At 62.3% G+C, this 23,751-nt stretch carries 23 protein-coding genes; 19 read left to right on the plus strand and 4 right to left on the minus strand.

Translation table 11 applies throughout. The features are described 5' to 3' along the window. Positions 1–6: 6 nt before the first annotated feature. The gene (locus K663_RS18530) at positions 7–3,399 is read right to left on the minus strand and encodes an acyl-[ACP]--phospholipid O-acyltransferase (RefSeq protein ID WP_235589586.1); all 3,393 of its coding nucleotides are present in this window, start codon (positions 3,397–3,399) and stop codon (positions 7–9) included. 164 nt (positions 3,400–3,563) lie between these two features. Between K663_RS18530 and K663_RS18535 the strand changes: the two genes are divergently transcribed. Beyond that, positions 3,564–4,163 carry a TetR/AcrR family transcriptional regulator gene (locus tag K663_RS18535; protein WP_062121533.1) on the plus strand — a complete coding sequence of 200 codons (600 nt, stop codon included), beginning with the start codon at positions 3,564–3,566 and terminating at the stop codon, positions 4,161–4,163. A gap of 54 nt (positions 4,164–4,217) precedes the next feature. Here the strand turns inward: K663_RS18535 and K663_RS18540 are convergent, their stop codons facing one another. Next, positions 4,218–6,272 (minus strand): TonB-dependent siderophore receptor, encoded by a 2,055-nt coding sequence (locus tag K663_RS18540; RefSeq protein ID WP_443019011.1) that lies wholly within the window; start codon positions 6,270–6,272, stop codon positions 4,218–4,220. A gap of 134 nt (positions 6,273–6,406) precedes the next feature. On the opposite strand from K663_RS18540, the gene K663_RS18545 reads away from it, so the two are divergent. Together K663_RS18545 and K663_RS18550 are read left to right on the plus strand one after the other, a co-directional pair. After that, positions 6,407–7,555, plus strand: coding sequence for a cupin domain-containing protein (locus K663_RS18545; RefSeq protein ID WP_062121534.1), 1,149 nt, complete (start codon positions 6,407–6,409; stop codon positions 7,553–7,555). Between the two features lie 4 nt (positions 7,556–7,559). Next, on the plus strand, positions 7,560–8,111 hold the full coding sequence (locus K663_RS18550) for an rRNA large subunit pseudouridine synthase E (protein WP_062121535.1): 552 nt from the start codon (positions 7,560–7,562) through the stop codon (positions 8,109–8,111). On the opposite strand, the gene K663_RS18555 is transcribed toward K663_RS18550, so the two are convergent. Then, complete coding sequence (locus K663_RS18555; RefSeq protein ID WP_062121536.1) at positions 8,108–8,509, minus strand: hypothetical protein; 402 nt, start codon at positions 8,507–8,509, stop codon at positions 8,108–8,110. The genes K663_RS18550 and K663_RS18555 overlap by 4 nt on opposite strands. Before the next feature lie 144 nt (positions 8,510–8,653). Between K663_RS18555 and K663_RS24440 the strand changes: the two genes are divergently transcribed. The 3 genes from K663_RS24440 to K663_RS18565 all read left to right on the plus strand — a co-directional run bounded on the left by K663_RS24440 (position 8,654) and on the right by K663_RS18565 (position 10,944). Then, positions 8,654–8,824 carry a hypothetical protein gene (locus K663_RS24440; protein ID WP_158511230.1) on the plus strand — a complete coding sequence of 57 codons (171 nt, stop codon included), beginning with the start codon at positions 8,654–8,656 and terminating at the stop codon, positions 8,822–8,824. A 101-nt stretch (positions 8,825–8,925) separates the two neighbouring features. Continuing rightward, positions 8,926–10,482, plus strand: coding sequence for a hypothetical protein (locus K663_RS18560; RefSeq protein ID WP_062121537.1), 1,557 nt, complete (start codon positions 8,926–8,928; stop codon positions 10,480–10,482). A 210-nt stretch (positions 10,483–10,692) separates the two neighbouring features. Beyond that, complete coding sequence (locus tag K663_RS18565) at positions 10,693–10,944, plus strand: hypothetical protein (protein ID WP_062121538.1); 252 nt, start codon at positions 10,693–10,695, stop codon at positions 10,942–10,944. A 23-nt stretch (positions 10,945–10,967) separates the two neighbouring features. Here the strand turns inward: K663_RS18565 and K663_RS18570 are convergent, their stop codons facing one another. After that, a complete protein-coding gene (locus K663_RS18570) occupies positions 10,968–12,290 on the minus strand; it encodes an Hsp70 family protein (protein ID WP_062121539.1) in 1,323 nt (440 codons plus the stop codon). A 142-nt stretch (positions 12,291–12,432) separates the two neighbouring features. Between K663_RS18570 and K663_RS18575 the strand changes: the two genes are divergently transcribed. The 13 genes from K663_RS18575 to K663_RS18630 all read left to right on the plus strand — a co-directional run bounded on the left by K663_RS18575 (position 12,433) and on the right by K663_RS18630 (position 23,749). Then, on the plus strand, positions 12,433–13,041 hold the full coding sequence (locus tag K663_RS18575; protein ID WP_062121540.1) for a TetR/AcrR family transcriptional regulator: 609 nt from the start codon (positions 12,433–12,435) through the stop codon (positions 13,039–13,041). A gap of 344 nt (positions 13,042–13,385) precedes the next feature. Beyond that, positions 13,386–13,781 carry a hypothetical protein gene (locus K663_RS18580; RefSeq protein WP_062121541.1) on the plus strand — a complete coding sequence of 132 codons (396 nt, stop codon included), beginning with the start codon at positions 13,386–13,388 and terminating at the stop codon, positions 13,779–13,781. Then, positions 13,778–15,034 (plus strand): efflux RND transporter periplasmic adaptor subunit, encoded by a 1,257-nt coding sequence (locus K663_RS18585; RefSeq protein ID WP_062121542.1) that lies wholly within the window; start codon positions 13,778–13,780, stop codon positions 15,032–15,034. The genes K663_RS18580 and K663_RS18585 overlap by 4 nt, the downstream gene beginning before the upstream one ends. 163 nt (positions 15,035–15,197) lie before the next feature. Beyond that, positions 15,198–18,383, plus strand: a complete 3,186-nt coding sequence (locus tag K663_RS18590; protein ID WP_062121543.1) for an efflux RND transporter permease subunit — start codon at positions 15,198–15,200, stop codon at positions 18,381–18,383. A 10-nt stretch (positions 18,384–18,393) separates the two neighbouring features. Then, on the plus strand, positions 18,394–19,818 hold the full coding sequence (locus K663_RS18595) for an efflux transporter outer membrane subunit (protein WP_062121666.1): 1,425 nt from the start codon (positions 18,394–18,396) through the stop codon (positions 19,816–19,818). A gap of 729 nt (positions 19,819–20,547) precedes the next feature. Continuing rightward, a complete protein-coding gene (locus K663_RS18600) occupies positions 20,548–21,246 on the plus strand; it encodes a CDP-alcohol phosphatidyltransferase family protein (RefSeq protein ID WP_062121544.1) in 699 nt (232 codons plus the stop codon). Between the two features lie 145 nt (positions 21,247–21,391). Next, a complete protein-coding gene (locus K663_RS18605; RefSeq protein WP_062121545.1) occupies positions 21,392–21,580 on the plus strand; it encodes a hypothetical protein in 189 nt (62 codons plus the stop codon). Between the two features lie 118 nt (positions 21,581–21,698). Further along, a complete protein-coding gene (locus K663_RS18610; RefSeq protein ID WP_062121546.1) occupies positions 21,699–21,968 on the plus strand; it encodes a DUF6894 family protein in 270 nt (89 codons plus the stop codon). A gap of 114 nt (positions 21,969–22,082) precedes the next feature. Beyond that, positions 22,083–22,307, plus strand: coding sequence for a hypothetical protein (locus tag K663_RS18615; protein ID WP_145902372.1), 225 nt, complete (start codon positions 22,083–22,085; stop codon positions 22,305–22,307). Continuing rightward, complete coding sequence (locus K663_RS18620) at positions 22,304–22,588, plus strand: hypothetical protein (protein ID WP_062121548.1); 285 nt, start codon at positions 22,304–22,306, stop codon at positions 22,586–22,588. Before K663_RS18615 ends, K663_RS18620 begins: the two co-directional genes overlap by 4 nt. A 257-nt stretch (positions 22,589–22,845) precedes the next feature. Beyond that, a complete protein-coding gene (locus K663_RS18625; RefSeq protein ID WP_037468133.1) occupies positions 22,846–23,052 on the plus strand; it encodes a cold-shock protein in 207 nt (68 codons plus the stop codon). A gap of 283 nt (positions 23,053–23,335) precedes the next feature. Beyond that, positions 23,336–23,479, plus strand: coding sequence for a hypothetical protein (locus tag K663_RS24960; protein WP_235589587.1), 144 nt, complete (start codon positions 23,336–23,338; stop codon positions 23,477–23,479). A 60-nt stretch (positions 23,480–23,539) separates the two neighbouring features. Beyond that, on the plus strand, positions 23,540–23,749 hold the full coding sequence (locus K663_RS18630) for a hypothetical protein (RefSeq protein ID WP_062121549.1): 210 nt from the start codon (positions 23,540–23,542) through the stop codon (positions 23,747–23,749). Positions 23,750–23,751 lie beyond the last annotated feature (2 nt).

The following is a 23,751-nucleotide window of genomic DNA, read 5'->3' on the forward strand; positions in this document are numbered from 1 at the left end:
CGGTGATCAGCCGGCCAATTGCGTCATCGACGCATAGTCAGTCTTGCCCGTGCCAAGTAGCGGCAACGCGTCCAGCACGCGAATGTCGCGCGGAATGGCGAGTTCCGCCACCCCGTTCGCCTTCCCCCAGGCCTGGAGCGCCGCCGCCTTCGCGTCGCGGGCGGTCGTGAACAGCACCAATTGCTCGCCCTTGCGCGGGTCGGGCCGCGTCACCACGGCATGATCGGCATCCGGCCACAGCGCCGAAGCATAGCCCTCCACGGCGGGAAGCGAGATCATCTCGCCACCGATCTTGGCGAAACGCTTGGCCCGGCCACGGATCGTCACAAAGCCCTGATCGTCGATGGTCACGATGTCGCCGGTATCGTGCCACCCGCCCTCTGGCGGTTGCAGCAGTCCCGGCGCGTCCGCCTTCATATAGCCCGCCATGATGTTCGGCCCCCGGATCGACAGCCGCCCGCCCTCGCCGATGCCCGGCACGTCGTCCAGCCGCGCTTCGATCCCCGGCAGCAATCGCCCGACTGATCCGGCGCGGTAGTGCATCGGCGTGTTGACGGCGATCACCGGCCCCGCCTCCGTCGCGCCATAGCCTTCCAATATTCGCAGCCCGAATTTTTCCGCGTACACCTTTCGCGTTTCGTCCCGCACCCGCTCCGCGCCCGCGAAAATGTAGCGCAGCGAATAAAAGTCATAGCCATGCGCCATGCGCGCATAGCCCGACAGGAAGGTATCGGTGCCGAACAGGATCGTCGCATTGGCGTCATAGGCCAGCGCAGGCACAATCCGATAATGCAGCGGGCTGGGATAGAGCAGCGTCCGCACGCCGTGGAAGATCGGCAGCAACGTGCCCCCGGTCAGCCCAAAGCTGTGGAACACCGGCAACGCGTTCAGCACGACATCGGAAGAATTGAAGTCGATCCGCGCGGCAAGCTGGCGGCAGTTGGACAGCAGATTGCGATGGGTCAGCACCACGCCTTTGGGCAGCCCTTCCGACCCGCTGGTGAAAAGAATGACCGCTGCATCGTCGGGTGAAATCTTCAACCACTTATGCGCGCGCCCAACGAAGCGGCTGGCGATCAGGCCGCGCAGCTTCGCCCCGGTCCCGATCCCGGCAGCCACATCCTCCAGCCAGAGGAAGCGGACGCCTTCCGCCTCCAGCCCGGCCACCACATCGCCCAATTTGCCTTGCTCGACAAAAGCGCGCGCAGCGACGATCGTGCGGATCTGCGCCGCCGTGCAGGCCGCTTTCAGATTGGCCAGGCCAGCGGTGAAATTCAGCATCGCGGGCACGCGCCCGCCCGCCTGCAAAGCGAAGAAGGCCACCGCCACCGTCGAAACATTGGGCAGCAGCAATCCGACCGCTTCACCCTCCCGCGTCGCGGGACGCAGCGCCCGTTCCAGCACCAGTGCGCCCGTCACCAACCGGCCGTAGCTCAGCGGTTCGCGCTTCACATCCTCCACGACGAGCGCGCCGCGGCCATGGACATGCTGCGCCTCCAGCAGCGCCTCGAACAATGTCCTGTCCGTGTCAGACGTCGCGAACATCATCTGGCTCATTTCATCATAAAGCCGCCGCCCGGCGATCGCCCGCCGCGCCCGTGCCGTCATCTCGCCCTCTATCGTGAAGCGCCGGGGCGGCAGAACGGTCAGCTGAATACGGGGGAAGCGCCGAAGCCGCACCTTGCCCTTCAGGCGCGAGAAAGGCGTGAACTGCGCCCCGTCGATCCGCACCGGAATGATCGGCGCGTCCGCCTTGTCCGCGACCATGCCGGGACCGTCGAATATCTTCATCAGCGCGCCGGTGACGGTGATGCGCCCTTCCGGGAAAATCACCAAAGTCCGCCCTTCACGCACCGCCTTGACCATCGCCTTGGCTGACAGCGGATTGGTGGGATCGACCGGAAAGGCGTCGAACAGCGGCAGGAAGGGTTTCAGCCACCATGCTCTCGCGATCCGCGTATGCACGGCGAAGGTGGGCTTGCCCGGCAGGAAGGCGGCCAGCAGCAGCCCGTCGAGGAAGGACACATGGTTCACCACCACGACCGCCGGTTGGCCGATGCCGGGCATGTTTTCAGCGCCCTGCACCTCCACCCGGTAGCAGAGCCGCAGCAGCCCGCGCACAACTGACTTGATCACCGTTTCCGGCAACAGCCAGCAACTGATGAGCGCCACGACCAGCGTCGCAAATCCCATGACGCCGATAATGCCCGGCACGCTTTCGCCGCGCGCCAGCATCGCCGTCACGGCCGAAACCACAGCGACAGTGACCGCCGCATTGACGATGTTGTTCGCCGCGATGGTGCGCGACCGCTCCTCTCGCGGGCTGTGCGTCTGGAGTATGGCGTAGAGCGGCACGATGAACATGCCACCGGCAAAGGCGATGCCGGCCAGATCGGCCATGATCCGCCAACTGCCGGCCGACCGGACGAATTCGGTGATCCCGGCGGCCTGGTGCAACACCAGATAACCGCTCGTTGAAAGCCACAGGTCGATCATGAAGCCCGCCAGCGCCAGCGCCGCCACCGGCACAAACCGGGCCGACACCTGCCCACCGAGCAACCGGTTCACCAGCATCGACCCCAGCGCGACGCTGACCGAAAAGATCAGCAGGAACAGTGTCGCCACCTCCTGGCGCGCCTTTAGCACACCGCTCACCAGCGGGGCGAACTCCGCCAGCAGGACCGCGCCCACGGCGAAGAACCAGCTGATCCCCAGGATCGACAGCCACACGCCGCGTCCGTGCCGTGCCGCCCGCAATATCTGCCAGGTGCTCTTGAATATGTTGCGCTCGATCCGCAGGCCCGGCACCACCGTGGGTGCGGACGGCACCGCCAGGCTGGCAAGGAAGCCGACAATCGCAAGTGTGACTGCGACCAGCCCGGCTTGCAGGGGTGCGATCACCCCGGCCAGCAATTGACCGCTCAGGATCGCAAGGAACGTCCCCGCCTCGATCAGGCCAGTGCCGCCCATGATTTCCTGGGGCTTCAAATGCTGCGGCAGGATTGAGAATTTGACCGGGCCGAAGATGGTCGAATGCAGCCCCATCAGAAACAGGCACGACAGCAGCAGGGGCACAGATTCCATCCAGAAGCCCGTAACCGCCAGCCCCATGATGACGACTTCAGCCGCCTTGACGCCCCGCACCAGCTTTGCCTTGTCCCACGCGTCGGCCAGTTGCCCGGCAAGCGCGGAAAACAGGAAATAGGGCAGGATGAACAGGCCAGTGGCGATGGTCGCCAATATTTCCGCCTTGTCAGGTTCTGCGCGATACAGCCCGAAATTGGCGAGGAACAGCAACGCGAACTTCAACAGATTGTCGTTGAACGCGCCCAGGAACTGAACCACGAACAGGGGCGCGAAGCGGCGCTTTCCCAGCAAAGACAGATCAGGTGCCGACATTTGATTACCCCGTCCTTCGCGCCTTATGCCGCAATTTCCGATGCGTTGTTAACCCGATCACGCGGCAGCCGCATCGCATTCTGCGACACGCCGGATAACGCAAAATTATACACTGTTCAATAAATTAATTAGACAGTGTTTAATTCCTGTTTTATCACCTAAGGATGGGCAGGCGATCCGACCATAGCCGCGAAGAACTGGAGGCCCTGATCCTGGCCGAGGGTCACCGCCACATGGCCGAAGGCGGCTTCGCCAAATTCTCGTCCCGCGAAGTCGCCAAACGCATCGGCTATTCCGTCGGTACACTCTATAATCTGTTCATCAGCTACGACCGACTAATCGCCGCGATCAACACGCGCACCTTCGACCTGTGGGCCGCCTGGCTTGAACAACGCCTCGCGCGCAATCCGAAGGACAGGATCGCTGCGCTGGTGGAGGGCTATTTCAGCTTCGCGTCGGAAAACCGGAACATCTGGATGGCGATCTACGACCATCGGTTGCCAGAGGGTGTGCCCATGCCGGAGGATTATGCGCAGCGGCGCGCACGCCTGACCGACATCGTCGTGCGCGAAGTCGCGGCGGTCCTGCCAACGGATCATAGGGATGCCGCCCCTCGCCTGGCGCGCTCGCTGGTCGCGACGGTCCACGGTCATTGCACCTTCGCGCTCAACGGCAGCTTCGCCCTGCTCGGCGAAACCGATCCGCTTGGCCTCGCGACCGCCCGCGTGAAGGAATGCCTGAGCGCTGCGGGCGCAAGGCTATAGGAGCGCGGAAGCGCCACGGTGCCGGGCTATGTTCCGACGCCGTGGCGCTTCTCATCAAAAGCGGAAAGTAGCCGTTCCCATGACATTGCGCGGCGCACCCACGAAACAGTCGCCGCGAGACAGGCAGGATGCGAAATACTGGTTGTTCAGCAAGTTGGTCGCGTTAATCGCAAAGCGCCAGTTGTTCCAGTTTATCTCAGCCAGCGCGTCCACCAGCGTATAGCTGGGCGTCACAATGGTCCAGGCCGGGCCGATCGACTCACGCTTGCCGATATAGTTGACGCCCGCACCCAGCCGAAGCTGCGCGCCGTCGTCCATCCCGAAGGTCTTGGTCGCCCATACCGACGCATTGTGGCGGGGCAGATAGTCGAAATAGTCGGTGTCGTGCGACACCAGCTTATTATAGCCATAATTCACCAGCAGCTCGAAATCTTCGGGCAGCCTGTGACTTGCCTCAAACTCGATACCCTTGGTGGTGATTTCGCCCGACTGGGTAACCGAACTGCCCGCTCCATAAAGGATGCGGTTGATTTCCTTGATATGGAAAGCGGTTACCGTCAGCATCGTGTTCGGCTCCGGCTGCCACTTGACGCCCGCTTCATATTGCGTGCCGCGCTGCGGCTTGGCCGGACCGCCGCCGTCAACCGTCATGGCGATCGGCAGGAAGCTTTCAGTATAGCTGAAGAATGGCGAGAAGCCCGCGCCGATCTCTCCGATAATCCCTGCGCGGAATGTCGTCGCATTGTCCTTCACCGGTGATCCTGCCGTCGTGACACGATCGCGCCGCGCGCCCAGCACCACTGATACGCGGTCCCACATGCGGATCTGGTCCTGCACATAGATGCCAAGTTGCTTTTGCGATTCCCGCGTCGAATAATCGTCGAGCAGCGGGATGGTAAGCGCATCATAATCGATGTCGTAGAGGTCGATCACCTCATAGCCATAGCCGCCAACCTTGCGCACCTTGTTCCAGCTATAGTCGACGCCGACCAACAACTTATGCTCGATCTGCGATCCGGTGTTGAACTTGAACAGCAGATTATTGTCGGTCGAAAAGACATTCATCCGAGCTTCGCTGCCGTCGCTATATAATCCGATCGTGCGCCCGGCGGGATCCAGATAAGGATTGGTCGGATTGGTGTAGCTATCAGTATAATGCGTGAAATAGCTGAGATTGCTGTCGATATACCGAGCCTTCACGTTCAGCTCGAGATTGTCGCCAAAACGCTGCGTCAGCGATCCGCCACCCTGAAGCATGCGGCCGTCATAGCGGTCCCATCCCGGCTTGCCGACGAACAGGAAGGGATCGAGCGCTTCGCTATTGTTCGGATTGGGCCGGAACGTGCCGACGATCGGGAGGAACTGGGACGTCGAACCGCTCTTGTCCTTCTGGTAAAGCCCAAGCAGCGTGATGTCCGTGTCCGGCGTCGGCTGCCAACGGATCGACGGAGAGAAGAACACGCGGTCATCGGGTACATTATCGACATAGGTGTCCGCTTCACGCACCCGGCCCACGGCGCGGACAGCAAGCGTGTCGGACAGCGCGACGTTCACATCGCCCATCGCTTCCTTGCGGTCATAGCTGCCATAGACCACCGAAAGCTCGCCGCCGGTCTGGAATGTCGGGGTCTTCGAAACCAGGTTGACGAGCCCGCCGATCGAACCCTGGCCAAAGAGCACGGAAGCCGGACCGCGCACGATTTCCACCTGCGAGAAATTATAGGGGTCCGACGTGATGCTGGCGTAATAGCTGAAAATATCGCGCATGCCGTCGCGGAACTGCAGCGCGCTGATGCCGCGAATGACGAAGCTGTCGACGCGCGTATCGCGGCCATAGGCATTTGCCGTGACACCGGCGGCATAACGGACGGTATCGCTGATGCTGATCGCGCCCTGCGACAGATAAGTCCGGTCGTTGATCACGGTGACGGGCTGCGGAACTTCGATCGGCGGTGTTTCAGTCTTGGTGCCCGAGCGCGCGGTTACGACAATACCGTCCTTGCTGGCTTCCGCGCCTTCGGGGGATGCCGCTTCATCGGCCCATGCTGGCTGAACCACCGCCAACGCCATAAGCGCGACGCCGATCTTCATCATGCCCTCATATTTCATTTGAAATCCCCTTATCAAATTCCCGAAAGGCCTTAGTATATTGCGACGAATTAGCAATAGCATTTCACTCGTTTTTCGTGCGTGAGGTTTCAGCCTGCTTTGACAGCGGCAGGCGGTGAGCGCATGGGCGACGCATGTATCTGGCCGATTTCGACATAGAGCTGTTCCTGCGAGACTATTGGCAACGACGCCCGTTGCTGATCCGAAACCCATGGGCCGAATGGCGCAATCCGCTGGAGCCGGACGAGCTGGCTGGGCTCGCCTGTGAAGAAGCGGTGGAGTCCCGCCTCATCACAAAGGACGGTGACGCCCTGAAGATGGAAAGCGGCCCCCTGCCTGAAGCGCGCTTCGGTGAACTGGGGAACAGCCCGTGGACGCTCCTGGTTCAGGCGGTGGACCATCATGCGCCAGCCGTCGCTGAGCTGGTCGAGCCATTCCGCTTCGTGCCCAATTGGCGCATTGACGATGTGATGGTCAGCTACGCAACCAACGGCGGCGGTGTCGGCCCGCATTTCGATCAATATGATGTCTTCCTGATTCAGGGGCTGGGAAAGCGGCGCTGGCGTGTGGGGCCGCTATGCAGTTCGGCGACGCCATTGTTGCCGCATGAGGATCTGCGCCTGATCCCCGATTTCGAGGCGACAGACGAGTGGATACTCGAACCGGGCGACATGCTGTATGTTCCGCCCTGCTTCGCGCATGACGGGGTGGCTGTCGGCGATGACTGCATGACCTATTCGATCGGATTTCGCGCGCCGTCCCGTGCCGAGCTGATCGAAAGCTGGTGCGAGCATCAGGCGGACGCCGCACCGGAAGAGGATCGCTATGCCGATCCGGCCTTGCCGATTCAGGCCAATCCCGGCGAGATCACGGCCCCCGCCCTCGACAGGCTGCACGCGATGGTGATGGAGGCCCTGTCAGACCGCGGCGCCTTCGCCCGCTGGTTCGGCATGCATAACAGCCTGCCAAAATATGCCGAGGCGGACTGGCGGCCGGAAGACCCGGTCGATCAGGAGGAAGTCCAGTCGCTGCTGGCGCAAGGCATTCCATTGAAGCGCAATCCGGCCAGCCGCTTTTCCTTCATCCGCCAGGGCGCGGGCGTCCTGCTGTTTGTCGATGGCCATTGTTTTGAATGCGCGGAAGAAACGGCAGGTCTGGCGGAACAATTGGGCGCGGCCGCTATCCTGAAGGTCGATCCCGCACTTGGCGCAAGCCATAAGGCAACCGCGCTGATCAAGGCGCTGATCGATCAGGGCAGTCTCGCGTTCGAAGAGGAGGATTGAGGCCATGACGCTCATCCTGTTCAACAAACCCTATGGCGTGCTGTGCCAGTTCACCGACGAAAGCACGGGACCGCTGCGTCCCACGCTGGCGGCGTTCATCGACAAGCCCGGCGTCTATCCTGCCGGACGGCTGGATCTGGACAGCGAGGGACTGCTGTTGCTGACCGACGACGGGCGGTTGCAGGCTCGGATCGCCGATCCCCGGTTCAAGACGCCAAAAACCTATCTGGTGCAGGTAGAGGGAGAGCCGGACGAAGCCGCGCTGGAAGCATTGCGGCGCGGCGTGCGGCTTAAGGATGGGCCGACTTTGCCCGCGCTGGTCGAACGGATCGACGATCCGGCGCTCTGGCCCCGCGATCCGCCGGTTCGGTTCCGCAAGAGCGTGCCGGACTGCTGGCTGCGACTGACGATCCGCGAAGGCCGCAACCGGCAGGTCCGGCGAATGACCGCGGCGGTGGGGCATCCGACATTGCGGCTGGTGCGGTGGCAGATTGGCGAATGGACGCTTGATGGCATTGCGCAGGGAAGCTGGCGCGAAGCGGCAACGGGCGGCTAGGCGCCGCCCTCGATCAGCATTTTCAACGCCCGCAGATCGCGATTGACCCATTTGATGTCGGCAGCGAACCGATCGTCATCCATTCCCGGCTGACGAAATAGCGTCAGCATGACCTCCGCACCCTTGCCATTGGCGACGACACGAAGCGGAACATGAACCTCATCCCCGCTACCCAGATCCACATGATGATCCATCACGCCATATATATTGTGTGGCGTGAAGCGGATGCGAATGGGACCTTCCGGCCCGTTCGCCAGCCAGCATCCATCCTCTTCGCGAAGTTCCGATTCCGCGAGGCCGGACGCCCATTTCGGGAAAAATTCCGGCCGCCAGATCAACTCGTAGAGCGCCTGCCAGTCATGGTCGATCGTCACGCTGTAGGTGCGAGCGGGAAGCATTCGGGAAACTCCTGCCATTGTCTTGGCCAATGATGGTCATCCCCTTTAGCGCGCGTTCCTCCCCTCGCCTATATTCTCTCGATTGAATATGGGAACGGGAGCATCTGCAGCGCGTTGAGCCGAAAACCTGTGAGAAGGCGCTGCATGTCCCGAACCACCCTGACGATCCTTGCCGCTGGATTGACCGTTGCGGCCTGCAATCATGCCAGCGAGCAACGGGCGGAGGATGGTTCACCCGGCGCAACCGTCGATGCGGCGGGCGTTCGGATCGAAAAGACCGCCGACAGGCTATTGGCAGCGATCAAGCGGTTATAGGAAAGGGTCGTCGGCCGCACCCCGTCCCTCTTGCAGAGCGGCAAAGCCGAAAAGCTGGCTTTCTGTCTTGACGAAAGCCGTATCCGGGGCAGGGAGATAGCATGAGTCGCTGTATCCCTTCGCTCCGTTTCTGCCTGGTCGCCATTGCCGCATGCCTGACGGCCGTCCGCGCATCGGCGGCCGACCCGGCGCCGTTCGATCTGGCCGGTCCCGACCTGTCTGTCAGCGTGAGTCGGGGAGGACGCACCCTGCCGATCGGTCAGGTTCCGGCTCTTGCAGCCGGCGACGTCGTCCGTATCGAGGCCAAGCTGCCCCCGGATCAGGCTGTCCGTTACCGGCTCGTGTCCGCTTTCCTGCGCGGAGTCACCAATCCGCCTCCCAAAAAATGGATCGCCAGCGCAGAGACATGGCAAAAGGCAGACAAGAAACGGATGCTGAAGCTGACCGTCCCGAACCATGCCCGTCAGCTTGTCCTGTTCATGGTGCCCGACACACGGGGGGATTTCAGTGCGATCTCCGACGCTGTAAGGGGCAGACCGGGCGAATTCGTCCGGGTGACGCAGGACATCAACAAGGCGTCGCTCGACCGGACCAGGCTCAACGCATTCATCCTGGGCATCCGATCGCAGGAAAATACGCACCCGGAATATCTGCGCAATGTCGCGCCCGTCCTTTCGTCCAGTCTTGCGGTCAAGCTGAACCCCGATTGCCTGGCGAAAGTGGTGGAATTTCAGGCCGCCTGCCTCCTGGAAAACAGGGACAGCCTTGTGCTGGGCGACATCCACAGCAATTCGCTGACCGAAACGATCATCGGCGCGCCGACCGACCTTGCCCTGCAATTGAGCGCGACCCGAGAGGGCGGATATGGCTTTTACAGCCCCTATATCGGCGTGGTGCGCGACCTTGCGCGCATGTTCGGCGCATTCAACAATCCTGAATTCAACTATCTGCCCGCTCTGGGAATCCAGAACGGCCATTCGATATCCTTGTTGCTGAACAGCGCGCCGTCCTTTCGCAAGCCCAAGTCGGTGCTGGTCGCCGCACTGCCCGCGATCGAGAAGAATGTACCACCTCCGCTGCGCAAGAGCGGCGACGCGCCCATATGCGCGACGCGGCCCGGCGCGGTATTCGGGGTCGACGGAGCGCCACTCGTCTTTGCCACCGACTATGCGCACAATATGGCATTGCGCATGACAGATAAGGATGGGCGCGTGGTCGAGGCGCCCGTGGTCGCACGTGCGGACAGGGGCGGCTATATATTCGCGCCATCGTTCGACCCGGCTGGGTTGAAAGGCGCCGTCGCGGCGCAGCTGCACGGCTTTTGGGGGTTCGACGCGTTTGAAGGCCCCGAATTTGCAGTTCAATTTCCACAGGATGATGGTTGGCAGGTCGCCCCCGGCCAGCGGCTGCAAACAGGTCGCAAAAACAATGTGCTGGTGAGCGGCCCTTCCATGGCGTGCGTCAAAAGCATCTCCGTTCAGCTACCGGACGGGCGCAATCTTACCCCCGACTGGCAGATGAAGGGCGAACAGCTTTCGATCGACATTCCCTTGTCCGATCTTGTCGCGCCGGGGGAAGTCAGTATCGCAATACAACCACATGGCGGAGGAAAACCGGCGGTCATCACCATTCCCGCCGAAGCGGAAGGCATGCCATGAAGGCGCGCGGTTCGCATGGGACTGGCAAGATGTTCCCTAAATGGTAAAGCGCCGCTTCCGCCGACCAAATGGATGAAGCGATGAAGACCAAGCGCAGTCGGCGTGTCCGACGTCAAGTCAGATCAGGATGCCCAGATCGCACGCGCAGGCATCGCAGCCATCCCGGCATAAGGGCGACCTGAAAATGGATAATCCGATGATTGGACGCGCATGAATTTCGACGATCAGCTTCGACGCTATTTCGGGTCGGACAAGCTGGACTCCGTTCCGCCTCCTGCCATCGAAGCAGGCATCGAAAGGATGCGCGTCGATTTTGGCCTGGAGACGGATCGCGGCCGGCGCTTTGCGCTCTGGTCGCTCCTGTTCCTGCTCGGGGCTGCGCCGGACCTCGATGCCTTCGATGATCCAGCGGATCGGGAGGCCGCGCGCGACTTCATGGACATGATGGACAAGGATCGTTGATCCCGGACAGGTAGGGCGAGCATCTATGCCCTTTCTGCTTCCGCCTCCTGATCCACGGTCCATTGGGCGATGTCCGCTTCCTGCCCGATCAGCGCCAATCCATGCGCGATCGACGTCAGTTCATCGCCGCTCGCGATCCGGCTTGCTGAAAAACGCTCGTCGAACAGGCGGCGAACGGCCGGGATCAGTGAAGAACCGCCTGTCAGAAAAACATGGTCGATCGCCTCGGCTCTGACCCCCGCGTTGACCAGCGCGGCATCGACCGCCGTGCCGATCCGCGCCAGATCGGGCGCGATCCAGCGCTCAAAGTCCGCCCGGCTGACGTCAGCCTCCACGCGCACGCCAGCGCTATCGAAGTGGAAATGCGCGCGGTCTTCGCTGGAAAGGACGCGTTTCAATCGCGCGACGGCGTCATAGAGGGGATAACCCAGCTCATTTTCCACCACCGCGATCATCCGGCCGATAGCCGCCGGATCGGTCGCTGCCCGCTTGAGCTTGTTCAGGTCGGCCAGCGTGCGGCGATTATGCATCAGCGCCAGGCGCGACCAATCGCCAAAGTCGGTGAAATGGCCTGCGGGTATTTCCAGCCGCTTGCCCATGGATTCATAGGTTCCGCCCTTGCCCAGCATGGGCAGCACCAGATTGTCCATGATCCGATAGTCGAAACGGTCGCCCGCTATGCCGACGCCAGCCGAACCGAGCGGCGTGCAGCGTTGCCCAACACCGGGAGCAGCGATCCGCACCACTGAAAAGTCGCTGGTGCCGCCGCCAAAGTCGGCGACCAGCACGGTTGCCGGTTCGGCTAAGCGCGCAGCGAAGCTGAAGGCAGCGCCAAGCGGCTCATAGACATAATGCACCTCCCGCTCCAACGCCGCAAACATCAGATCGTAACGCTGCCGAGCAAGGACATTGTCGGGGCGCTGGCCCACATAACGCACTGGCCGCCCGACAACGACGCGCGGCGGGAGCGCCTTCAACCGATCTCCGGCATGGGCCCGCAGGCGCTCAAGGAAGATCGCGCCCAGTTCCTCGAACCGCAGCCGCTTTTCGAAGATGGTCGCATGTTCGAACGCGCGGCTGGCGGCAACCGACTTGAACGATTGCAGGAACCGGCTGCCCTGCGGATATTCCAGAAATTCGGCGATGGCCCAGGGACCGGCTTCCCGCGCGACACCGCCCGGAACCGCGTCGTCCTCCCAAAAGCACAGGGCCGAGCGGAAGATGGATGCGGAGCCATCAGGGGCCGCGAAATCGACCATGTCAGCATCGCCGTCCAGACCGCCCAGCGCGACGACGGAATTGGTGGTACCGAAGTCGATGCCGATCGAGCGAGCAGACGAAATCATCAATCATCCATTGGTTTTCAGGAAAGCCCCAGCAATCCGGGCGAGCGCCTCTTCGCAGGTGCGGGGGCGGTGCGCAACCGGCAGGCGACTTTATGCCTGCGGCCCTTGAGCTATTGGCGATAATATCTATATACTGATCGGTATGGAAACTGCCCCCGCTCCTGTCAGAGGCCGTCCGCGCGAATTTGACCCGGAAAAGGCGCTCGCCGCCGCGCTAGAGATATTCTGGCGGCGTGGCTATGAAGGAGCCTCACTCGCCGAACTTACAGAGGCGATGGGGATTACCAAGCCCAGCCTCTATGCCTGCTTCGGCAACAAGGAAGCGCTCTTCCGCAAGGCGCTGGACCTTTATGAGCGGGACAAGCTTTGTTATATGAAGACGGCGCTCGAAGCGCCCACGGCCAAGGCGGTGGCGGAGCGGTTGCTGCGCGGCGCACTGGCCATTCAGTGTAACAGCGCTGATCCCAAGGGGTGCATGGGCGTCATCAATTCCGTCGCGGGCACGGCCCATGCCGAGTGCATTCGTGAAGAAGTGCTCGCCCGGCGCGCATCCTCCGACCGGGCGTTGATCGAGCGGTTCCAGCGCGCAAAGGACGAAGGCGATCTGCTTCCCGGCATCGAACCGCAGGCCCTGGCCTGTTATCTGACGGCCCTGATCCAGGGCATGGCCGTTCATGCGGGTGCGGGCGTTCCTGTCAGTCAGTTGTCTCAGCTTATCGATACCACGCTCGCCATTTGGCCAAGCAAGTGACTAATTCGAACGATTTTTGCCGATTTGCATAAAAAACGACCGATCGGTACACAAACCGGCTTGACGGGCCGATGCAGCCGATTATATACCGTCTGGTAGTTAATTTCGACATGTCCTTTGCAGGCGGTCGAATGCAAGACAGGGATTGCCGTCGGTGACGGCATGGGCGCGGCCCTTTCGGAGAGGAAGGCTGCCCCTTCACATCATCAAGCAACGCCGGTCCTCCGTGACGCAATCACGCGCGGGCAGACTTCGGCTGTTGTCCATCCGCGAAGGCACGGGCTTTGCGGCGCATAGCTTTGCGCCTTCATCTCCGCGTTCCTTCCAAACAGGGGAACGAGATAATGGTCTATCGTTCGGAAGCATTTCTGGCCGAGGGCGGCGTCGGGGGCAACCTTCGCAGCGCTCGGGTCGAGACCGAAAGCGCCAGCTTTTCACCGCTGGAATGGCAAGTCGTGCAGCTTGCCCGGCAGGACAGCCTGGCGACGCTCAGGGAACCGGGCCGTTGGACCCGCTTGCAAAGGCTGATCTTCGGCCAAAGACCGAACCCGCGGCTGGCGGACAGGCGCCTTGAAGCGCTGCGCCAGATCGCGGTCGAGGCCTGGCACCGCAGCTATGACGTCCACCCACGCCGCATCCTTGCCTTTCTGTCGGCCGGTTTCACCGACGCCCATCTCGAACGGCTGCTCGCCGCCATCGCCGCCATGCGCGGCAGCCCGAAGCTTCGGAGTTTCGCATGAACATGCACACGCCCATCGATAGCGACAGCCGCAACGCCCTGTCGTTTAACCCCGGCAGGATACGCAAGCGCCACGCCGCGCTGGCGGTCATTGGCCTGGTCATCGTCGGAGGCCTCGGCTGGAAACTGGTCGATCGTCCGCAGGCGCAGGCCGCGCCCTCCGCGCTCGCTGTCGTGGGCGTGGCGACGCCGGTCAGCCGCGCCGTCACCCAATGGGATGATTATGTCGGCCGCTTCACCCCCAGCCAGACGGTGGACATACGCCCGCGCGTATCGGGTTCGGTAACGGCGATCCATTTCAAGGACGGCGACTATGTTCGGGCAGGTCAACTGCTCTTCACGATCGACCAGCGTCCTTTCCGCGCCGCCCTGGCCGAAGCGCGCGCCAATAGCGCCAGCGCCCGCAGCGCGCTTCTTCTGGCACAGAATGACTATAGCCGCGTCCAGCGACTGAAGGGGGACGAAGCTGTCTCCGCCAGTGAGGTCGATAGCCTGCGCGCCCAGTTCCAGGCCGCCCAGGCCGCCTTGGCGGCAGCGCAGGCGCGCGAGCGGCAGCGTGCGCTGGATATGGAGTTCACGCAGGTTCGCGCACCCATTTCAGGGCGCGTATCCGACCGCCGCGTGGACATCGGCAATCTGGTTTCGGGCGCCGAAGGCGCGGGAGCCACCCTGCTCACCACCGTCAACAAGCTCAACCCTATCTATTTTAACTTCGATGCCTCCGAAGCGCTTTACCTCAAGTCCCAGCGGGACAAGAATGGCGCGGGCGCGGTCGAGGTCCGGTTGCAGGACGAGGCCGACTATCGGCACAAGGGCCGGCTGGACTTCACGGACAACAGCCTTGATCCGCGATCCGGCACCATCAGGGTTCGCGCCATATTCGACAATCCCGACATGTTCCTGACCCCCGGCATGTTCGGCAACATGCGGCTCGCCGACGGCGGCAAGGTCAACGCACTACTGGTCCCGGACGAAGCCATCCAATCCGATCAGGCGCGCAAGACGGTGCTGGTCGTCGGCAAGGATGACGCCGTTGCCGCCAAGCCGGTGGAACTGGGACCGGTCGTCGATGGCCTGCGTATCATTCGCGCGGGACTTTCGCCCAGCGACCGGGTGGTTGTGACGAACCTTCAGTCGGCGATGCCCGGCGCGAAGGTCGCGACGCGCAAAGCGGCGATCAAGCCGACACCTGCGTCGGCAACTGCTGACGCGAACAGCGTTCCGGCCGCTGCGCAGGCTACGTTCGCCAGGTAAGCCAGCCTCCGTTCGGACTGAGCCTGTCGAGCCCCTTCACTTCTTTTTCAAAGACAGTGGAGCCCTTCGACAAGCTCAGGGCGAACGGAAGGGACCGAAAATTAAACCAATATCTCGCGATCCCCATGTCGCGCGACCCATTCACGCCATCGAGGAACGACCGATGCGCCTATCCCGCTTCTTCATCGACCGGCCAATCTTTGCCGCGGTCATCGCCGTGGTCATCACGGTGGTCGGCGCGCTGGCCTTTGTCGGGCTGCCCGTTTCGCAATATCCCAACATCGTGCCGCCCACGGTAACTGTGTCTGCCCAATATCCGGGCGCCTCGGCGGAAACCGTCGCCTCGACCGTCGCCGCGCCGATTGAACAGGAAATCAACGGCGTCGATGACATGCTGTACCAGAGCAGCCAGTCGACGGGGGATGGCAAGGTGACGATCACCGTCACCTTCAAGGTCGGGACCGATCTGGACGCCGCGCAGGTTCTCGTTCAGAACCGCGTCGCCGTAGCCGTCCCGCGCCTGCCCGAAGAGGTACAGCGGCTGGGCGTGGTCACGCGCAAGACGACGCCGGACTTCCTGATGGTCGTCAATCTCCAGTCGCCCGACGGCACGTTCGACCGCGATTACCTGTCCAACTATGCTCTGACGCAGGTTCGCGACCGTCTGGCGCGGCTGGATGGCGTGGGCGATGTGCGGCTGTTCGGATCGCGCGATTATGCCATGCGCATCTGGATCGATCCCGATCGCGCCGCCGCGCTGGACCTGACCGCGGGCGAAATCGTGTCCGCCCTGCGTTCGCAGAATGTGCAGGTATCCACCGGCGCGCTGGGCCAGCCCCCCTATGACCGTGGCGAAGCATTCCAGCTGGGCGTCGAAATGCAGGGCCGCCTGACCGAGCCGAAGCAATTTGCCGACATCGTCATCCGTACCGATGCCGATGGGCGTCAGGTCCGCGTCAGCGACGTCGCCCGTGTCGAGCTGGGCGCGCAGGACTATGGCGTCAACACCTATCTTTCCGGCACGCCCACCGTCGTCATCGCTGTGATGCAGCGTCCCGGGTCCAACGCGCTGGACGCCGCGGGAAAGGTGAAGGCGGAAATGGACGAGCTGTCCAGGACCTTCCCCAAGGGGCTGGAATACAGCGTCATCTATAATCCCACCGAGTTCATCGGGCAGTCGATCGACGCCGTCTATCAAACGCTGTTCGAAGCCGTGGTGCTGGTCGTGCTCGTCATCCTGATATTCCTTCAGAACTGGCGCGCGGCGGTCATCCCGATCATCGCCATCCCGGTTTCGCTGATCGGCACGGCGGCGATCCTTGCCGCGCTTGGCTACTCGCTCAACAACCTGTCGCTCTTCGGCTTGGTCCTCGCCATCGGCATCGTCGTCGATGACGCGATCGTCGTGGTCGAAAATGTCGAACGTAACATCGAACATGGCATGTCGCCGCTGGAGGCTGCCCGTACATCCATGGACGAAGTGTCAGCCGCGCTGGTCGCGATCGTCCTGGTGCTGTGCGCGGTGTTCGTGCCGACATTGTTCATCACGGGCATTTCGGGCGCTTTCTACCAGCAGTTCGCGGTCACCATTTCCACCGCGACGGTGATCTCGCTGATCCTTTCGCTCACTTTGTCCCCGGCGGCGGCGGCGCTGCTGCTGAAGGCCAGGCATGGTGAGCAGGACCTGAGCGACGCGCCGCGCTGGCGCAGGATCGGCGCGCGGGCGGCCGCAGGGTTCAACCGTGGTTTCGACCGCATGAGCGTCGGCTATGCCCGCCTCACACGGTTCCTGGTGCTGCGTCCCAAGAAGATGCTGCTGACCTACGCCGGCCTGATCGCGGCGACCATCGCCCTGTTCTGGGTGACGCCCGGCGGCTTCGTGCCTTCACAGGATCAGGGCTATTTCCTGGCCGTCGTCCAGCTTCCCTCCGGCGCGTCGCTCGAACGCACCGACGCAGTGACGAAGGAAGTCGCGCAAAAGCTGCTGCCCATCAAGGGGCTGCGCGGTGCGGTGATGTTTGCAGGCTTCCATGGCCCGTCGCAAACGCAGGCGCCCAACAGCGCCGCCATCTACTTCCCCTTCAACAGCTTTGCGGAGCGCCAGAAGGAAGGCGTCACCTATGCCGGGATCATGGATCAGGCGCAAAAGGCGGTTGCGGGATATGAAAAGGCCCGCATCCTGCTGCTACCGCCGCCGACCATTTCAGGGCTGGTCCCGTCCGGCGGTTTCCGCCTGCTGGTGCAGGACCGGGAGGGACGCGGCTATACGCAGCTGAACAAGGTCGCACAGGACTTCATTGCCAAGGCGAACCAGACGCCCGGCCTGTCCATGGTCTACACCCAGTTCGACAACGCGACGCCGCGCATCTTTGCCGATGTCGATCGCCGCAAGGCGGATCTGCTGGGCGTGCCGCCGGAGCGCGTTTTCGAGGCGATGCAGGTCTATCTTGGTTCCGCCTTCGTCAACGACTTCAACCTGTTGGGCCGCACCTATCGCGTCACCGCGCAGGCCGACGCCGACCATCGCGGGACCGTTGCGGACATCGCCAACCTCAAGACCCGGTCGAACAGCGGGCAGATGGTGCCGATAGGTTCGGTATCGACCTTCCAGGACAAGACCGGGCCGTATCGCGTTGTGCGCTACAACATGCTCCCCGCAGTGGAAATCGATGGCAATACCGCGCCCGGATACAGCACCGGCCAGTCGCTGACGACCGTGGAAAAGCTGGTCGACGCCACCCTGCCCACCGGCTACGCCAAGGAATGGACCGGCGTCGCCTATCAACAGGTGATGGCGGGGAACACCGCCGGCATCGTGTTCGGCATGGCGGTCTTCTTCGTCTTCCTGGTGCTGGCGGCGCAGTATGAAAGCCTGACATTGCCGCTGTCGATCATCCTGATCGTGCCGATGTGCCTGTTCGCGGCCATGCTGGGCGTGAACCTGCGGGGGATGGACAACAATATCCTCACGCAAATCGGCCTGGTCGTGCTGATCGCGCTGGCGGCGAAGAACGCCATCCTCGTGGTGGAATTCGCCAAGCAGGCGGAGGAGGAACAGGGTCTGTCGCCGGTCGAGGCAGCCGTGCAGGCGGCGCAGACCCGGCTTCGCCCGATCCTGATGACCAGCTTCGCCTTCATCCTGGGCACCGTGCCGCTGGTGATCGCGAGCGGTGCGGGAGCGGAGTTGCGGCAGGCGCTGGGCACCGCCGTGTTCTTCGGCATGACGGGGGTCACCGCCTTCGGCCTGCTGTTCACGCCTACCTTCTATGTCGTTTGCCGCGCGCTGGGCGACCGCTTTTCCCGCATGGGCAAGGGCGGAGGCTCCGCCGCGCTGCAACCCGCCGAATAGGACTGACAAGATGACACGGACTTTCATCACCCTCCTCCTTGGCGCGTCGGCACTGACCGCTTGCGCCACCGGGCCGGACTATCAGGCTCCCGCCACGCCCAGCACGGCTGCGGGCGCATTCATCGGCGCTGCGGCAAGCCCGGCGGTCAGCACGGCGCAGCCTGATGACAACTGGTGGCGGCTTTATAGCGACCCGGTTCTGGACGGACTGATCCAGGATGCGCTGGCGGCCAATACCGACATACGCGTCGCAGTGGCGCGGCTGGAAAAGGCGCGGGCGCAATTGCGCGGCGCGCGTTCCGACAGGTTGCCGCAGACGAGCCTCAGCGGCCAGCCCAGCTATGGCCGCGCCTCCGCCGCCCGGACGTTGCCCGGCACGGACCGTGAAAACTGGACCGTCGATGCGGGGCTGGACGTCTCCTACGAAGTCGATCTGTTCGGCCGGGTGAAGCGCAGCATCGAAGCCGCCAATGGCGATGTCAGCGCCGCTGCGGGCGATGCAGACGCGGTGCGGGTGGCGGTCGTCGCCGACACGGCGCGCGCCTATGTCGATGCCACCAGCTCCGCCGAACGCATCGCCGTAGCGCAGCAGACGGTCGCGCTGCTGGACAACAGCATCCGCATCACCAATGCCCGGTTCGAAGTTGGCCGGTCCGACCGGCTGGACGTCATCCGCACGACGTCGCTGCGCGACAGCCAGGCCGCCCTGATCCCTGCCCTGAACGCGGATCGAGAAAGCGCGCTGTTCCGGCTGGCCACGCTGACCGGTCGCACGCCGCAGGAACTGCCCGCCGCGATCCGCGACCAGAAGAAGACGCCGGACCTGAAGCAACCCATTCCGGTAGGGGATGGCCGCACGCTACTCGCCCGCCGCCCTGATGTGCGCGCAGCCGAACAGCGGCTGGCGGCGGACACAGCACGCATCGGCATCGCGACCGCAGACCTCTATCCGCGCATTACGCTGGGTGGGTCGATCGGTACGACGGCGATCGGCAGCGGCGACATATTGGGCGGCGGCCCGTTCCGCTGGCTGCTCGGCCCGCTCATCAACTGGGCCTTTCCCAATCAGGAAGCGAACCGGGCCCGCATCGCAGCGGCAAAGGCCGACGCCAGCGCATCGCTCGCAACCTTCGACGGTACGGTCCTGCGCGCGCTTGAGGAAACGGAAACCGCCTTGTCGGTCTATGCCCACGCGCTCGAGCGCCGCGACACGTTGAAGGCGGCGCGCGAATCCGCTGCCCGCGCTGCTCGCATCAGCCTGGCCCGGCAACGCGAAGGACGGATCGACTTCCTCACGGTGTTGGATGCGCAGCGGACGCTGGCGGCGGCGGATAGCGAGCTTGCCACCGCCGACCGTGCGGTGGCCTTTGCCCAGATCGACCTGTTCAGGGCGCTCGGCGGCGGCTGGACCGGGGATCACGCGCCCGCAGCATAGAAACGAAACAAGGCGCGCACCCGAAAGCGCGCGCCTTGTTCATAAGGTCAGGCTTGCAGCCTGCCGGACATGTCGTCAGGCGGCTTCGTCTATCGCATCGGCCAGGATGTTCGCCGGGCCACCAATGTCATAGACCCCGCCAGCAGGCGGACGAAGTCGTTGTCATACCGCGAAAGACGGTGCCGTTCAGATGCGGCGGACCGCCGATTGGCGTCGGCCCCTGAATGTTGAACAGGAAGCACGGGCGCATTCACGCGGTGATCTGGGCGGCCGGACCGCGGGTCAACCAGCGTTATCTGACGTCCATGCCGATGGAGGAATGGCCACATTATGATCCGAGCAGGGAGCGCCATGGCATCCTACCCGCGCCGGGCATGCGGCTATTGCAAAGGCATTGGCCGCGCTTTGTAGGGTGAGGGTTTGCAGGGTGGGAGGCAAATTCGGACGGTCAAGGTCTGACCGGCGCGGTCATAGGCTGTCGCGGCCTTGCGGGTGCCGCGCCCCACGCAGCCGAAAACGCCTGTTCCCGCTGCCATCATGCTGATAGAGGGGCTGATCGAGTTCCCGGTTCGCGCAACTCGACAGAGAGACTTATGTGCTCCCGCGATCAAGGGGAGGGGGGTTGCAACAGATGGATGACAAGGCCCCCGCAGAGCCATGACCTTCAGGCCAGGAGCCCTTTGCGCCGCCCTGTCCTGCCCACTTATTTCGCAGTTTTGTTGAGAGATTATGACAGTCTTGCCCCAATCGCCCAAACCGCTTGACCGCATCCAGGAAAACTGGCTCGCCGCGAAGGAGCGCCGCCTTCTCAACTGGCTGTGCGCCCGCATGCCCGCATGGGTTACGCCCGACAAGCTGACGACATTGGGCATGGTCGGCGCTGTCATGATCTTCCTTGGCTATGTGGGAAGCAATCTGGCCTATCCCTGGCTGGTGCTCGCCATTGTGGGCTATGTCGTGCAGTGGTTCGGGGACTCCATGGACGGCAGCCTGGCGCGACACCGGCGGATCGAACGCCCGTCCTATGGATATTTCATCGACCATAGCTGCGACGGACTGGCGACGCTGCTGATATTGGCGGGCATCGGCCTTAGCCCCTTCGTCACCATGGATGTCGCGTTGATCGCGCTGGCGGGTTATCTGTTGCTGTCGATCCATGCCTTTCTGTCCGCCCGCGTGCTTGGCGAATTCAAACTGTCCTATCTTGCGGCGGGGCCGACAGAGCTCCGGATCATGCTGATCGCGCTGACGCTGATGATGATGATATTGGGCGCTGGCCCCGGATTGTTCGGAAAATGGTCTGGCTTCGACATTTTCGTGGGCACTGTCGGATCGATCCTGATCCTGTTGTTCGTCGGCCAGACGCTTGTCACCGGGCGCAGGCTGGCCGCGATCGATGGCGAAGCGTTGCGGCGCAGGCTGGGATAAGGGCAGCGCGCGCCTGAACGGAACATTGGCCTCACTCGATGGTTGATATGTGCCAGACGAAATATTCCGTCGCTCCCCGCGATAGTCCGGCGCATTGAGGCCCGCCTCTCCACGGGGCGGGCATTTTCATGAGTGAGGTACTGCCATGGATCAGCCTTCTGTCGAATTCTGCAAAGCCCAGGCGGCGTCTCATATCGCCCGCGCCAACGATAGCGACCTGCCGAACGTCCGGGCGATATGCCTGACCGCCGCACAATCCTGGATGAGAGAAGCTGAAAGCGCCCGCAGGATCAGCGAGCGCCGGGCGCGGGCAGCATCCGCCGATGTCGGATAAGGGCGAACAGGACTGTCAGTTCAAGAAAGCGAATGCGGGGCGATAAAACGCATTTTCGCTCGCTTGAGTTAGTGAGGACCGGGGTCAAGCCAACTGATGGTGGGCATATAATCGCCGGATGGCGCGCTATCATTTTCATCTCCTCGATCGGTCGGGCATGCTGTCCGACGAGGAGGGGGTTGCGCTCGACAGCCTGGCGGATGTGCTCCGCCTCGCGCTTGCAAACGCACGCGCGTTGATGAGCGAGGATGTCGCCAACGGCGTGCTTGACCTGAATGGAGCCATCCAGGTCACCGATGACCAAAGCCGCACTTTGCTGATTTTGCCGTTCGAGGATGCTGTTACGCTGGTATCGGCGAAGGTCGCTAGCCAGTTCTCGACCGATTAAGCCGTCCTTGTATAAGTGTAGAAAAAGGCTATATCAGAGGTCATCAAGGGCTTTGTTTATGTAGGCGCCCTTGACTGAGAGACCGACGCGCTCCCGCTTACTGTGGAGGCGCACATGGATCTCAATCAATTTTACTTTCAGCATCAGATTTCGCTCATGCGTGCGGCTGGCGCGACTAGCGAACCGACGCGCATGAAGCATCTCAATGTAGCCGAGGTCGTCAGCGAACAGATTTTCGACTTTCTGACTTCCAGGGGCGCGGCTGCTTCCGCGAGCTGGATTGCCGGTTCGGACCAACGCTGCCTGCCCACCTGTTCGGCAGGATCCGTTTCGGCATGAAGGAGGAAAATGCTCCATCGCCCAGCCCCAGAAGGCGGGCCTTCACCAATCGTCACGTCGAATTGCGCATTTCGCCCGACCAGGCGCGGCGGCAGGGGCTGATCACGCATCTTGCCTTTGTGCTTATGGGTCATACCGAAGCGATCCGCTTCCTGAACACGCACAATGATTCACTGGGCGCTCGGCCCCTTGATCTGGCGATCGCCGATTCTGTGGGATATGCCACGGTGGAAAGCGCCATAAAGCTGCTGTCCCGGCCCGCTGCTGGCGGGATGCAGTAAGTCGGGCTGATGCGCGACGGATGCGCCGGTTTATGCGTCGTCCCGCTGGTTTTAGCCCTGTGTCCGCGCCGGATCGGCATGCCTCTTTCCGCCGCGATTTTGCATTTTGATGTAACTGTGCTATCACGATCCCGCTGAACGTCGCGTTTTGACGGATATCGGGCCGCTTCGGCTCTCCCCTGTCCCCATATTGCCTCTTTTAAGCCGGGATGCGCGACGTCGCGCGTTCCCGCAGACTTGTGACAAGGAGACCGAACATGATCACTGGAACCGTTAAATTCTTCAATGCCGACAAGGGCTATGGCTTCATCGCTCCCGAAACCGGCGGCAACGATGCCTTCGTGCATATTTCCGTCGTTGAGCGCGCTGGCATGCGTACGCTCGAAAAGGACCAGCGCGTTTCGTACGAGCTGGAAAAGGATCAGCGCGGCAAAATGTCGGCGGTCAACCTTCAGGCAGCCTGACGATCGTGCCGGGGGAGGGCCATATGGTCTCTCCCGGCCCAAGGCTTTGCGAAGTGCAACCGATTGAAGAAATGCACCGCACGCCATATGTTGAAACGACGGCCTCGTGGAGGCCAGGTGATGCCAGGCAAGAGCGCGTTCAATTGATACACGCCGCCGGCATCGAAATGAATATGCGCCTATCCGACGCAAGAAGGGGAAGATTATCCCGATCCTGTATCGCGGCGCTGGTTCAATCACAGACTATTGAAATTGAATGCGGCATGAGCCGCGAGGACTAAGAATGAATATCGTTACCACTATGAACAAACATGTCGGCGACCGCCGGTCCAGCTGCAACGAACAGGGTAGATCTGTATCCCCGACCCGGTCAGCGACCCTGTCGACGAGCGAATTGAAACGGATCGTCGCGGCAATGCTGGGCTGATCCAAACATTGCGGCAGCGCCTTTTTGCTGCCGCCCCTTTGATAGAATTCAGGAGTAGTCATGAGCCGAGAAGTAATCCGTCCCTATTTGATCACCAAGGATGAGGATGGTAATTTCCGGCTCACAGTCCGGGAAACCCGCTATAATTCTCAAGGGTATCCGCTTGTTACCTCTCATCTGCAGGATGAAATATTCAAGACTGCGACAGCCGTGCGCAACTTTGCGCGCGATGCATTCAAGGCTGAACCCGGTCAATATGCCACCAAGTGAAT

The organism is Sphingobium sp. MI1205, from assembly GCF_001563285.1.
Lineage (GTDB): Bacteria > Pseudomonadota > Alphaproteobacteria > Sphingomonadales > Sphingomonadaceae > Sphingobium.